Source organism: Cryobacterium sp. N22, assembly GCF_002929555.1.
GTDB lineage: Bacteria > Actinomycetota > Actinomycetes > Actinomycetales > Microbacteriaceae > Cryobacterium.
On the sequence record NZ_PJJP01000039.1, the window covers coordinates 598,241 to 610,955 of the forward strand.

The 12,715-nt window shown below is 69.1% G+C and carries 11 protein-coding genes and 1 pseudogene; 8 read left to right on the forward strand and 4 right to left on the reverse strand.

Annotated features, from left to right (window positions below):
* Positions 1-2 precede the first annotated feature (2 nt).
* The 3 genes from CXY76_RS18260 to CXY76_RS18270 form a co-directional block, all read right to left on the reverse strand.
* Positions 3-1,832 (reverse strand): acetolactate synthase large subunit, encoded by a 1,830-nt coding sequence (locus CXY76_RS18260; RefSeq protein WP_104167007.1) that lies wholly within the window; start codon positions 1,830-1,832, stop codon positions 3-5.
* Positions 1,833-1,869: 37 nt separating this feature from the next.
* Entirely contained in the window at positions 1,870-3,564 is a 1,695-nt protein-coding gene (gene ilvD, locus CXY76_RS18265) for a dihydroxy-acid dehydratase (protein WP_104167009.1), read from the reverse strand.
* Positions 3,565-3,628: 64 nt separating this feature from the next.
* A complete protein-coding gene (locus tag CXY76_RS18270; RefSeq protein WP_369826189.1) occupies positions 3,629-5,896 on the reverse strand; it encodes a bifunctional alpha,alpha-trehalose-phosphate synthase (UDP-forming)/trehalose-phosphatase in 2,268 nt (755 codons plus the stop codon).
* A 79-nt stretch (positions 5,897-5,975) separates the two neighbouring features.
* Here CXY76_RS18270 and CXY76_RS18275 point away from each other — a divergent pair, with 79 nt between their 5' ends.
* From CXY76_RS18275 to CXY76_RS18290, 4 genes and pseudogenes are all read left to right on the forward strand, one after another.
* Positions 5,976-6,770 carry a sugar phosphate isomerase/epimerase gene (locus CXY76_RS18275; protein ID WP_104167418.1) on the forward strand — a complete coding sequence of 265 codons (795 nt, stop codon included), beginning with the start codon at positions 5,976-5,978 and terminating at the stop codon, positions 6,768-6,770.
* Between the two features lie 70 nt (positions 6,771-6,840).
* Complete coding sequence (locus CXY76_RS18280; RefSeq protein WP_104167013.1) at positions 6,841-7,050, forward strand: hypothetical protein; 210 nt, start codon at positions 6,841-6,843, stop codon at positions 7,048-7,050.
* Between the two features lie 105 nt (positions 7,051-7,155).
* Complete coding sequence (locus CXY76_RS18285; protein ID WP_104167015.1) at positions 7,156-7,620, forward strand: hypothetical protein; 465 nt, start codon at positions 7,156-7,158, stop codon at positions 7,618-7,620.
* Between the two features lie 54 nt (positions 7,621-7,674).
* Positions 7,675-9,441: pseudogene (locus tag CXY76_RS18290) on the forward strand (glycoside hydrolase family 15 protein); the annotation flags it as partial.
* Between the two features lie 18 nt (positions 9,442-9,459).
* Here CXY76_RS18290 and CXY76_RS18295 read toward each other — a convergent pair.
* Positions 9,460-9,735: a GlsB/YeaQ/YmgE family stress response membrane protein gene (locus CXY76_RS18295; RefSeq protein WP_088456667.1), complete on the reverse strand. Its 276-nt coding sequence runs from the start codon at positions 9,733-9,735 to the stop codon at positions 9,460-9,462.
* Positions 9,736-9,942: 207 nt separating this feature from the next.
* Here CXY76_RS18295 and CXY76_RS18300 point away from each other — a divergent pair, with 207 nt between their 5' ends.
* From CXY76_RS18300 to CXY76_RS18315, 4 genes are read left to right on the forward strand one after another with little or no spacing between them, the layout of a single operon-like run.
* Positions 9,943-10,590 (forward strand): biotin transporter BioY, encoded by a 648-nt coding sequence (locus CXY76_RS18300; protein ID WP_104167420.1) that lies wholly within the window; start codon positions 9,943-9,945, stop codon positions 10,588-10,590.
* Entirely contained in the window at positions 10,587-11,279 is a 693-nt protein-coding gene (locus tag CXY76_RS18305; RefSeq protein ID WP_369826179.1) for an energy-coupling factor ABC transporter ATP-binding protein, read from the forward strand. The genes CXY76_RS18300 and CXY76_RS18305 overlap by 4 nt, the downstream gene beginning before the upstream one ends.
* On the forward strand, positions 11,276-11,884 hold the full coding sequence (locus CXY76_RS18310; protein ID WP_104167019.1) for an energy-coupling factor transporter transmembrane protein EcfT: 609 nt from the start codon (positions 11,276-11,278) through the stop codon (positions 11,882-11,884). The genes CXY76_RS18305 and CXY76_RS18310 overlap by 4 nt, the downstream gene beginning before the upstream one ends.
* A gap of 5 nt (positions 11,885-11,889) precedes the next feature.
* Entirely contained in the window at positions 11,890-12,702 is an 813-nt protein-coding gene (locus CXY76_RS18315; RefSeq protein WP_233200017.1) for an alpha/beta hydrolase, read from the forward strand.
* Positions 12,703-12,715 lie beyond the last annotated feature (13 nt).

Here is a 12,715-nt window from a genome sequence, read left to right on the forward strand (position 1 = left end):
TATTACTCCTCTTCCCAGGTGGGGGCGTGGTCCTTGGCGTACTGCACAAAGCTGTTGCTGACGCCCTGCGGCACCATCGGCCACACCATGGCGTCGCGGCTGACGATGAAGTCGATCACCACGGGCCGGTCGTTGGTGGCCAGCGCGAGCTTGATCGCGTCGTCGACCTGGTCGGCGCTGGTGACCCGGATGCCCAGGGCGCCATACGCGTCGGCCATCTTCACGAAGTCGGGCACCATCGCGGTGCCGTGACCGGTGTTGAGGTCGGTGAAGGAGTGCCGGCCGTCGTAGAACAGTGACTGCCACTGGCGCACCATGCCGAGCGACGAGTTGTTGATGATCGCCACCTTGATCGGGATGTTGTTGATCGTGCAGGTGGCGAGCTCCTGGTTGGTCATCTGGAAGCAGCCGTCACCGTCGATCGACCAGACGACCCGGTCGGGTTCGGCGACCTTGGCGCCCATGGCCGCGGGCACGGAGTAGCCCATGGTGCCGGCTCCGCCGGAGTTGAGCCAGGAGTTCGGCCGCTCGTACTTGATGAACTGCGCGGCCCACATCTGGTGCTGGCCGACGCCGGCGGCGTAGACGCCCTCGGGGCCGGTGAGCTCGCCGATGCGCTTGATCACGTACTGCGGGGCGAGCAGGCCGTCGGCCGGTTCGCTGTAGCCCAGCGGGAACTTCTCGCGCAGGCCGTTGAGGTAGGTCCACCACTCGGTGATGTCGGGGGTCGTCGTGGTGATCGCCTCGCGGTAGGCCACGGCGAGGTCGGCGATCACGTCCTTGGCGTCACCCACGATGGGAACGTCGGCGGCCCGGATCTTGCCGATCTCGGCCGGGTCCACGTCCACGTGCACGATGGTGGCGTTCGGCGCGAACTCGCTCGCCTTGCCGGTGACCCTGTCGTCGAAGCGGGCGCCGAGGGCGATGATGAGGTCGGCCTCCTGCAGAGCCAGCACGGCCGAGACGGTACCGTGCATGCCGGGCATGCCCAGGTGCTGCTTGTGCGAGTCCGGGAACGCGCCGCGGGCCATCAGCGTGGTGACGATCGGCGTGCCGGTCAGCTCGGCCAGCTCGAGCAGTTCGGGTGAGGCCTGGGCGCGGATGACACCGCCGCCCACGTAGAAGACAGGCTTGCTGGCGCCGGCCAGCAGCGCTGCCGCGGCCTGCACCTGCTTGCCGTGCGCCTTGGTGATCGGCCGGTAGCCGGGCAGGTCGAGCTTGGGCGGCCAGATGAACGGCGCCTTCATCTGCTGGGCGTCCTTGGTGATGTCCACCAGCACCGGGCCGGGGCGGCCGGTGTTGCAGATCAGGAACGCCGAGGCGATGGCGGCGGGGATGTCTTCGGGCCGCTTCACCAGGAAGGAGTGCTTGGTGATCGGCATGGTGATGCCGACGATGTCGGCCTCCTGGAAGGCATCCGTGCCCATCAGGGTGGAGAACACCTGACCGGTGATCGCCAGCAGCGGCACCGAGTCCATGTAGGCGTCGGCGATGGCCGTGACCAGGTTGGTCGCGCCGGGACCGGAGGTGGCGATGGCGACCCCGACCCGGTTGCTCGAGGACGCGTAGCCCTCGGCGGCGTGGCCGGCGCCCTGTTCGTGGCGCACCAGGATGTGGCGGATGTCGTCCTGGTTCATCAGCTCGTCGTAGAGCGGGATGACGGCGCCGCCGGGCAGCCCGAAGACGTCGGTGACGCCGAGCAGCTTGAGCGTGCGCAGGATCGCGCCGGAGCCGGTGAGGATCTCAGGCGTTCCTGACGCAGCGTCGGCCGCCGGAGCGGACGGCGCGCCGGGAGTCGGGGCGGATGGCACGGGCAAAGGTTCCGTGGTCATGAGAGCAAATCCCTAAGTCGGTGACGGATGGTGTCGATTATCCCGTGGTCGCACCCAGGGCCGCGGACTGCACGAGCTTGGAGTACTTGGCGAGGACGCCACGGGTGTATCGGGGAGGAAGTGGAGCCCAGCCTTCTCGGCGGGCGGCCAGCTCGGCTGGGTCGACCAGTAGGTCAAGCGTGCGAGCTGCGATATCGACCCGTATCAGATCACCATCGCGCACGAAGGCGATCGGACCTGCGTCCACCGCTTCGGGTGCTATATGGCCGATACACAGTCCGGTTGTGCCGCCTGAGAATCGACCATCAGTCAATAGTAGTACATCGGCTCCGAGGCCTGCGCCCTTGATGGCCGCGGTGATCGAGAGCATCTCGCGCATGCCGGGGCCGCCCTTGGGGCCTTCGTAGCGGATGACGACGACGTCGCCCTTGAGGATCTCCCCCGCGGTGAGGGCGTCCATGGCCGCGCGCTCACGCTCGAAGACCCGGGCGGGGCCCTCGAAGATGTCGCTGTCGAAGCCGGCGGTCTTGACGACGGCGCCCTCCGGGGCGATGGAGCCCTTGAGGATGGTGATGCCGCCGGAGGCGTGGATCGGGTTGTCCAGGGTGCGCAGCACCTTGCCGTCGAGCTCGGGCGGGTCGATCTCGGCGAGGTTCTCGGCTACGGTCTTGCCGGTGACGGTGAGGGCGTCACCGTGGATGAGGCCGGCCTCGAGCAGGGCGCGCATCACGGCGGGCACTCCGCCGTGACGGTCCACGTCGTTCATGACGTACTTGCCGAACGGCTTGAGGTCGCCGATGTGCGGAACGGTGTCACCGATGCGGTTGAAGTCGTCGAGGGTGAGCTCGACCTCGGCCTCCTGGGCGATGGCGAGCAGGTGCAGCACCACGTTGGTGGAGCCGCCGAAGGCCATGGCCACGGCGATGGCGTTCTCGAATGCCTTCTTGGTGAGGATGTCGCGGGCGGTGATGCCCAGGCGCAGGAGGTTGACGACGGCCTCGCCGGAGCGGTGCGCGTAGTAGTCGCGGCGGCGGTCGGCGGAGGCGGGCGAGGCGGAGCCGGGCAGGCTCATGCCCAGGGCCTCGGCGACGCTGGCCATGGTGTTGGCGGTGTACATGCCGCCGCAGGCACCCTCGCCGGGGGCGAAGGCGCACTCGATGCGCTTGGCGTCTTCGACGCTCATGCGGCCGGCCTTGACCGCGCCGACGGCTTCGAACGAGTCGATGATGGTGATGTCTTTTTCGGTGCCGTCGCTCAGCTTGACCCAACCCGGTGCGATGGAACCGGCGTAGAGGAAGACACTGGCGAGGTCCAGGCGCGCGGCGGCCATGAGCATCCCGGGCAGCGACTTGTCGCAGCCGGCCAGCAGCACCGAACCGTCGAGGCGTTCGGCCTGCATGACGACCTCGACGGAGTCGGCGATGACCTCACGGGAGACGAGGGAGAAGTGCATGCCCTCGTGGCCCATGGAGATGCCGTCGGAGACCGAGATGGTGCCGAACTGCAGCGGGTAGCCGCCACCGGAGTGCACACCCTCCTTCGACGCCTGCGCGAGGCGGTCCAGGGACAGGTTGCACGGGGTGATCTCGTTCCAGGAGCTGGCGATGCCGATCTGGGGCTTCTCCCAGTCAGCGTCGCCCATTCCCACCGCGCGGAGCATGCCGCGGGAGGTGGTGGCCTCGATGCCATCGGTGACGTCGCGGCTACGGGGCTTCATATCGAACTCAGGCATGCACAGAGTCTAGAACGTCGCGGGCGGCCGGGTGGCACGCCCGCGACGCGCGGGGACCTGCTGGTTACGCCTGGCTTGCGCCGCGGAAGTCGGCCAGGAGCGCCAGCACCTGGGTGACCTCCTTCGGGCCCCGCACCCTGTAGCCGGCGAGCGTGGCGCCCGGTCCGATCTTGAGTCCGAGGTCGCCCTCGCCCAGCACCGTGAAGGCGTCTTCATCGGTGACGTCGTCGCCGGCGTAGAGCACCCTGTCGGCACCGGTGTGCGCCCGCAGGCGTTCGAGGGCGTCGCCCTTGGTGCTGGAGCGCACCGAGAACTCGAGAACGTTCTTGCCCTCGCGCACGGTGAGCGCCGGCAGCAGCTCGGCCAGCTGGTTGCGGGCCTCGCGCTGCACGGCCTGGCCATCCTGGGCGGTGGCCAGGCGGGTGTGCAGGGCCAGGCCGGCCGGCTTCTGCTCGAGCCAGGTGCCGAACACCGGCCCGGAGATGCGCTCGAGCACCCGGGTGAGGGTGTCGAGATGCTCGAGTTCGGCGGGCACCAGGCCCAGTTCGATGCCGTTGTCGTCCAGCTGCACCTCGATGCCGTGCGACCCGGTGAGCAACACCTCGGTCTGCGGTTCGGCCACGTGCTTGAGGCTCACCAGCGCCCGGCCGGACACGAACGCGACACGCACGCCCGGCAGGTCGAGCAGCCGCTGCACCACGTCGTGGGTGCCGTCGACGGCCCGGGCCTCTTCGGGCTCGTCGACGTGCGGCGCCAGGGTGCCGTCGAAGTCGAGGGCCACCAGGATGGTCTCGGCCGAGCTGATGTCCTTCAGTGCCGACACGAGGTTCTCCGGCACGCCGCTGGGCACGGCGGCCCCGCCGGTGAGGGTCTGCAGGAACGAGGCTGACCAGGTGGCCACGTCGTTGTCGAAGACCTTGCGGCGAAGCGCGCGCATCCGCCGGGTGCGTTCACGCTTGGGCATGGTCATGGCCTTCATGATCGACGCCTTCATGCCGTCGATGTCGTGCGGGTTGATCAGCACGGCCTGCTTGAGCTCGTCGGCGGCGCCGGCGAATTCGCTGAGCACGAGCACGCCGTCGCCGTCGTAGCGCACCGCCACGTACTCCTTGGCGACGAGGTTCATGCCGTCGCGCAGCGCCGTGACGAGCATCACGTCGGCAGCCAGGTAGAGCGCCACCATCTCTTCCCGCGGGTAACCGTGGTGGTGGTAGCTGATGGCGGTGTGGCTGATGGTGGAGTAGTCGCCGTTGACGCGGCCGACGGCGAGTTCGATCTCGTCGCGCAGCTGCATGTAGGTGGCGACGCGCTCGCGGGACGGGCTGGCGACCTGCACGAGGGTGACGTCCTCGACGTTCAGCGTGCCGTCGGCGAGCAGCTCACCGAAGGCCTTGATGCGGTGGCCGATGCCCTTGGTGTAGTCCAGGCGGTCCACGCCGAGCATGATCGTCTTGGGGTTGCCGAGGTCCTCGCGGATCTGGCGAGCGCGTTCCTGGATCTCCGGTCGCTTGGCCATTTCCTCGTAGGCTTCGGCGTCGATCGAGATCGGGAAGTGCTTGGCGATGACGCGGCGGTGCTGGCCGTTCTGGCTGGGCACGTCCACGGCGACACCGCGGGTGGCGTAGCCGAACAGGCGGCGCACGGCGCGGGAGAAGTTGCCGGCATCCGCCAGTCGCTGGAACCCGATGAGGTCGGCGCCGAGCAGGCCGTCGAGGATCTGCTTGCGCCACGGCAGCTGGGCGAAGATGCCGTAGGGCGGGAACGGGATGTGGTTGAAGAAGCCGATCACGAGGTCGGGCCGGGCGTCGCGGAGCATCCGCGGCACCAGCTGCAGCTGGTAGTCGTGTACCCAGACCGTGGCGCCGGGCGCTGCGGATGCGGCGGCCGCTGTGGCGAACCGGCGGTTGACCTGCACGTAGGCCTCCCACCATTCACGGTGGTAGCTGGGCGAGGCGATCACGTCGTGGTAGAGCGGCCACAGGGTGTCGTTGGAGAAGCCCTCGTAGTAGAGCTCGAGGTCTTCGGTGCTCAGCCGAACGGGCACGATCGAGATGCCGTCGTTTTCGAAGGGCTCGAATTCGCGGTCGGCCACGCCGGGCCAGCCCACCCACGCGCCGTCGGAGGCGCGCATCATCGGCTCGAGCGCGGTGACCAGGCCACCGGGCGAGGTGCGCCAGCTTTCGGTGCCGTCCTCGGCGAGTTCGTAGTCGACCGGAAGCCGGTTGGAGACCACGACCAGGTCGAAGTGACCGGGCGCGACAGAATCGGGACCGGGCTCTGCGTTGGTTTCCGGTGCGGTGTCTGGTGCGGTGGTGTCTGCTGCGATTTCGATGACTCATCCATTCCGGTGCCCGCCTTTGCGGTGCACCTGGCTGCCCCTCGAGGTTACCAGCGAAGGCTATGCTGACGCCGTGATTCGCATCGGCATGAGCTCCACCTGCGTCTACCCGCTTCCGTTGGAAGACGCGTTCCGGTTGGCGAAGCTGGCCGGTTTCGACGGCGTCGAGATCATGGTCACCCGCGACGAGGCCACCCAGGATGCGGCGGCGTTGATGGCGCTGTCGGAGCGGTACGGCCTGCCGATCTTCTCGATTCACGCCCCGGTGTTGCTGCTCACCCACTTCGTCTGGGGCCGGGACCCCAAGGTGAAGCTGGAGAAGTCAGCCGAGCTCGCCGGGCTGGTCGGCGCATCGACGGTGGTGGTGCATCCGCCGTTTCGGTGGCAGGCCGGCTATGCGGAGGACTTTCTCGACATCGTGCGCGAGTTGGGCGCCGTCACGGGGCAACAGATCGCCGTCGAGAACATGTTCCCGTGGAAGATCGGCGGGCGGGGCGTCAAGGCATACTCCCCCGGCTGGGACACCACGGTGATGGACTGCGCCGCGGTGACCCTGGACTTCTCGCACTGTGCGCTGAGCGGCCAGGACAGCCTCGCCATGGCCACAGCCCTGGGCGAGCGACTGCGCCACGTGCACCTCTGCGACGGTTCCGGCTCCCTCGATGAGGGCCGGGTCTTCGACGAACACCTGCTGCCCGGACACGGCACCGAGCCGGTGGCCGAGGTGCTGCAGAACCTCGCCGCGGTGAGCTGGGACGGCACCATCGTGGCCGAGGTGAACACCCGGACCGCCCGCACCGAGCCGGAGCGCCTGGCCATGCTCGCCGAGACCCTCGCCTTCGCCCGCCACCACACCCGCGAACTGTGACTTAAGCACCTAGAACTCGAGTTTTTTGGGGCTTTGCTCGCAGTTCGCGGGGTTGGGCTACCGTGTAGCCATGCGAAAGTTCTTGTTCAACACCGCAATGATCAGCGTCGTCGTCGGCGGCTGGCACATTCTGCAGGCCACTAAGAACGGTCCGCGGGACTGGCGCCTCGTGCTCACCTGGATCGGCTGGGGGCTGAGTGTCGCGGTCGCCGTCGGCAACGTCGTGAAGGACGCCGACGAGAAATCAGTGCCGGGCGCCACGGCAGCGAGAGTGAATTAGCGGGCATCCTTCCGCGAGTCCCCGTTCTGCGGCGTGTCCCCCCTGTTTTCGGGGTAGAGAAGGCGAAACTGGTCTTCTCGCGTTGTTAGCAGAAAGGGGCTCACGATGTTCGGTCGTAGACGTCGCACCGCACCCGTCATCCAGGCCCCGGTTGCACCCGCTCCGGCAGAGCTCAGCCGCGCCGAGGTCTTCGAACACCTCCACGCCGCGCTGGCAGATCTCGTCGGCGCCGACGGAGCCTGGACCCTGGTCCCCCGCCGGGCCGACGACACCGATGTGATCTTCCACGGGCTCAAGGCCCACCAGATCGCCGAGACCCTCACCGAACTCCTGGCCGCCGAGACGATGCGCCTGCGCACCGACACCCCGGCAGCGCCCCGCAACATCGCCGAGCCCCGCACCGACACTCCGGTGGACGGCATCACCGCCGTCAGCACCGGCGCCCTCCTCGTGTCCTCCGGTGCGGCGCCGACCGCCCTGCCCTGGAACCCGGCTCCGATCTCGGTGTGGGCCGAACCGACGTCCGGCGCCCGCGCCGAACCGGCCACGGTCAGTCGCCTCGTCGCCTAGAGTCCGGAGCTGGGCCTCCAGCTGCCGCACGCGTCGCTGTGTGAGGATGACTGCATGGCGCTGCACATCGAGGACTATGCACTGATCAGCGACTGCCATTCGGCCGCGTTGGTGGGCCGTGACGGCAGCATCGATTGGCTGTGTCTGCCCCGCTACGACTCCGCGTCAATGTTCGGCGCCCTCCTGGGCTCCGAAGAGCAGGGCCGCTGGTTGCTGGCCCCCGCCGACCCGGCGGCCACCTGCACCCGGTCCTACCTGGGTGAGAGCTTCGTCCTCTCCACAGTCTGGACGACGACGACCGGGACCGTGGAAGTGGTCGATTTCATGCCACACGGCGACGGCCGCGCCGACGTCGTGCGCACCGTGCGCGGGCTCACCGGACACGTCGAGCTGATCCAGGACCTGCGCTTGCGGTTCGGCTACGGAGCCACAGTGCCCTGGGTGCGGCAGCTTCGCCACGAGCACTCCCCCGGACTCATCGCCGTCGCCGGCCCCGACGCAGTCGTGCTGCGCGGGCCCGCCCTGCACGCCTCCGACCACCGGCACGAGGCCCGCTTCACGGTCACGGCGGCCGAGACTGTCACCATCCAACTCACCTGGTACCCCTCGCACCTGCCGCTTCCGCAGGCCCTGAACATTCCGCAGGTCTACAGCGAAACCTTGGCCTGGTGGGCGGGCTGGGCGGACAGCTGCACCCACGACGGGCCGTTCCGCGCCGCCGTCGTGCGCTCGCTGCTGGTGCTGCGCGCCCTCACCCACGAGACGACTGGCGGCATCGTCGCGGCGGCCACCACCTCGCTTCCTGAACTCATCGGCGGCACCCGCAACTGGGACTACCGATACGTGTGGCTCCGCGATGCGTCGCTCACCCTCGAGGTGCTGCTCTCCCACGGCTACGAGGCCGAAGCCGAATCCTGGCGGGGCTGGCTGCTGCGGGCGATCGCCGGGGACCCCAACGACCTGCAGATCATGTACGGCCTGGCCGGCGAACGCTACCTGCCCGAGCGGGAACTGACCAGCCTGCCCGGCCATCGCGGATCTGGGCCCGTGCGGGTGGGCAACGGCGCCGTCAGCCAGTTCCAGTCCGACGCGGTCGGCGGGGTGATGATCGCCCTGCACGAAGCCCGCGGCGCCGGAGTGGAGGAAACCGAGTTTTCCTGGCCGCTGCAGCTGTCACTGATGACCTACCTCGAAGCGAACTGGCATCGGCCCGATCAGGGTATCTGGGAGGTGCGCGGGCCCGCTCGGGAATTCACCCACTCCCGGGTGATGGTGTGGGCTGCCTTCGACCGGGCGGTCCGGGGCGTGACCGAGTACGGCCTGCCCGGACCGGTCGACCGGTGGCGACGCATCCGTGACGAGGTGCGGAGCGACATCGAGGAGCGCGGCTACAACGCGGCCCGCGGCTGCTACACACAGTATTTCGGCGGCGAAGAGGTCGACGCGTCACTGCTCGTGCTCTCCCAGGTGGGCTTCTGCGAGGCCACGGATGCGCGCATGCTCGGCACCGTGCGCGCCATCGAGGCCGATCTGCTGCGAGACGGCCTCGTGCTGCGCTACACGACCCATCCGGCTCTCGACGGCCTCGACGCCGGTGAGCATCCCTTCCTGGCGTGCTCGTTCTGGCTGGTCGAACAGTACGCGGCGTCCGGCCGCGTCGACGATGCGCAGGCGCTGATGACCCGGCTTGTCGGCCTCTCCAACGACGTCGGACTGCTCTCCGAGGAATACGACGTGACAACGGGGCATCACGCCGGGAACACCCCTCAGGCCCTCACCCACCTGGCTCTGGTGCGCGCGGCCGACGCCATCGTCGTGGCCGAGGACCGACGGGCCGGATCAGGTCGAGCTGCTGCTACCGCGGTTTCGGGTGGCCGCGCCGTAGATGAGCAGCACGATGATCGACCCGAGAATGGCGATCACCCAGGTGCGCAGGTCGAAGAACGACCCCATGTCGACCCCGAAGATCAGGCCGGCCAGCCAGCCGCCCAGCAACGCGCCGACCACACCTAGCAGCAGGGTCACGAACCAGCCGCCACCCTGCGTGCCGGGCAGGATCAGCTTGGCCAGGGCGCCGGCCAGTAGGCCGAGCAGGAGAAATCCGAAGAAACCCATGAGAACTGCCTTCCGTGACCCGGCGTCGGTGAACTCTCCGGCCGGCTGCGACGATCATAAAGCCGCACAGGTGCGACGGATAGTCGTGCCGATGACAGCGGAGATCCGGACCGGGCGCCGCGGCCCCGACCCGCGACCAGCGTTCGGCCGGATTCTTTGTAGGTATTCCACTGCGGCGCCCCTTCGCGGAATCCTAGATTGAAGATCATGACCGCCCCCACCGTTGCAGCCCGTAAAGCCACCGCCCGCAGAGTCACAGCCCGCCTCAGCGTGCGCGACCTCGCTCAGATCGCCATTTTCGCCGCCCTCATCGCCGCCCTCGGCTTCCCGGGCGCGCTCTCCCTGGGTGCCAGCACCGTGCCGATCACGTTCCAGACCCTCGGCGTGATGCTGGCCGGCGCGATCCTCGGCGCGCGCAAGGGCTTCCTGGCCGTGCTGCTGTTGCTGGTCCTCACGGCGGCCGGGCTGCCGCTGCTCTCCGGCGGGCGCGGCGGCCTGGTCTGGTTCACCACCTCCCCCTCTGCCGGCTACCCCTACGGATGGCTGCTGGGCGTCGTCGTGATCGGCGCCCTCACCGCCTGGCTGTTGCCGCGCTACCCGTTCTGGCCCGCCCTGGCCGCCACCGCGCTCGGCGGCATCGTGGTCGTCTACCTGATCGGGGTGCCCGTCACCGCCATCAACCTGGGCCTGCCGCTGTGGGCCGCCGCCGCCGACAGCGCCAAGTTCCTGCCCGGCGACCTGGTGAAGGTGGTCGTGACGGTGCTCGTCGCCAAGCAGGTGCACCGGGCGTACCCGGGCCTGATCACCCCGCGCCGCGCGGCCCCGGTTTCCGTACCCGTCGACACCCGGGCGTGAGTGTGAGCGCCGCCGGCATCCGGTTCGAGGGCGTCTCGCACGGCTTCGACGATCAGCCCGTGCTGCGCGGCATCGACCTGCATCTCACCGAACGCCGGATCGGTATCGTCGGAGCGAACGGCAGCGGCAAGTCGACGTTGGCGCGCATGATCAACGGCCTGGTCACCCCGACCCACGGCACGGTCACGGTGAACGGCCTGGACGTGCGCCGGCAGGCCAAGCTCGTGCGGCGCGAGGTGGGTTTCATCTTCACCAACCCCGACAACCAGATCGTGATGCCCACGGTGCAGGAGGATGTGGCCTTCACCCTGCGGCGGCGCGGCCTGGACGCCGGTGAGATCGCCGCCCGCACGGCGGAGGCGCTCGATCGGTTCGGTCTCACCGCCCTCGCCGATCGCCCCGCCCACCGCCTGTCCGGAGGTCAGAAGCAGCTGCTGGCCCTGGCGGCGGTGCTGGTGGCCGGGCCCAGCATCGTGGTGGCCGACGAACCGACCACCCTGCTGGATGCCCGCAACACCCGCCTGATCACCGGACTGCTGGTGTCGCTGACCCAGCAGGTGATCGTGGTGACCCACGACCTGGAGGTGCTGGACGGCTTCGACAGGGTGCTCGTGATCGACGAGGGCCGGGTCGTCGCCGACGACGTTCCCGCGGCCGCGCTGACCGCGTACCTGAGCCTGCTGGCATGATCGGGCTGTACCGGCCGGGGACCTCACTGCTGCACCGCGCGCCGGCGGTGCTCAAGCTGGCCCTGCTCGCCGTCGCCATGGTGCTCGTCGGCCTGGTGGCCGATCCGCTGGTGCTCGCGGGCGAACTCGTGGTCGTGGTCGCCCTGTACGCGCTGGCCGGTATCCCGCCCACCGCGGCCTGGCCGCAGATCGGTCCGATCCTGTGGATCCTGGTCTTCGCCGTGCCGGTGCAGGTGCTCGTCGCCGGCGGCTCGGCCGAGGGCTGGACCACGGCCGGTCTGATGGCCGGCCGGCTGGTGGTGGCGGTGGCCCTCGCCGCCCTGTTCACCCTCACCACCACGGTCACCGCGGTGCTCGAAGCGTTCCAGCTGCTCCTGCGGCCGTTCCGGCGCTGGGTGGACGCCGACAGGGTGGGGCTGCTCGTGGCCCTGACCATCCGGTGCATTCCGCTGGTGGCGGAGATCGTGGGAGAGGTGCTCGACGCCCGGCGGGCCCGTGGCGCGCAGGGCTCCGTCATCGCCCTGGCCGTTCCTGTCGTCGTACGCTCGTTGTACGCCGCCGATGCGATCGGAGAGGCCCTCGCCGCACGCGGATTGGACGACTGAGCACAGTGACAACCGAGCACCTTGACGACGCAGTACCGGGGACGACCGACAGGAAAACCCGCACCCGGTCCCGCACTCGCGCCCGCATCGCGTTCGCCGGCTGGACCGCGCTCACGGCCCTGGCGCTCGGGATCGTCGCCTTTCTCATCTGGACCCAGCTGGTCATGCCTGCCGACCGGGCCGCGGCCCAGGCGGTGTTCGACAATCCAGCCGTCACCGTGACCGACACGGCCGTCTCCGTGGTGATCACCCCGGCGGAGAAGCCCTCCACCGCGGGCCTGATCTTCATCCCCGGCGCCAAGGTCGACCCGTACGCCTACCTCGCCACGTTGTCCGGCACCGTTGAGGCGACCGGGATGACCGTGGTCATCACCAAACCGGTGCTGAACCTGGCCTTCTTCGACCAGCGCCCTCTGGGCACCTTCACGGACACCGCCCCCGGCGTGACGGCCTGGTTCGTCGGCGGCCACTCGCTCGGCGGGGTGCGGGCCTGCATGTACGCGGCGGACGCGCAGGTGGCCGGGCTGGTGCTGTTCGGCAGCTACTGCGCCGCGGCGGTCGACGACGAACTCCCCGTGCTGAGCATCAGCGGCAGCGAGGACGGCCTCAGCACCCCGGCCAAGATCGAGGAGACCGCGGACCTGCTGCCCGCCGGCACCACCTTCGTCGAGATCGAGGGGGCCAACCACGCCTCGTTCGGCGCCTACGGCGCCCAGCCCGGCGACGGCGAGGCCACGATCAGCCCGGCGGAGTCGGAGCAGGCCATCACCGAAGCGCTCTCGACCTTTGCCGCGCTGCGCTTCATGCAATCGGAGTGACCGGCCGGGTCTG

What these genes read in the sequence shown, in the direction of transcription:
- CXY76_RS18260 (WP_104167007.1), bottom strand. Translation starts at nt 1,832, where the DNA reads ATGACCACGGAACCTTTGCCCGTGCCATCCGCCCCGACTCCCGGCGCG.
- ilvD (WP_104167009.1), bottom strand. Translation starts at nt 3,564, where the DNA reads ATGCCTGAGTTCGATATGAAGCCCCGTAGCCGCGACGTCACCGATGGC.
- CXY76_RS18280 (WP_104167013.1), top strand. Translation starts at nt 6,841, where the DNA reads ATGCGAAAGTTCTTGTTCAACACCGCAATGATCAGCGTCGTCGTCGGC.
- CXY76_RS18285 (WP_104167015.1), top strand. Translation starts at nt 7,156, where the DNA reads ATGTTCGGTCGTAGACGTCGCACCGCACCCGTCATCCAGGCCCCGGTT.
- CXY76_RS18295 (WP_088456667.1), bottom strand. Translation starts at nt 9,735, where the DNA reads ATGGGTTTCTTCGGATTTCTCCTGCTCGGCCTACTGGCCGGCGCCCTG.
- CXY76_RS18300 (WP_104167420.1), top strand. Translation starts at nt 9,943, where the DNA reads ATGACCGCCCCCACCGTTGCAGCCCGTAAAGCCACCGCCCGCAGAGTC.
- CXY76_RS18310 (WP_104167019.1), top strand. Translation starts at nt 11,276, where the DNA reads ATGATCGGGCTGTACCGGCCGGGGACCTCACTGCTGCACCGCGCGCCG.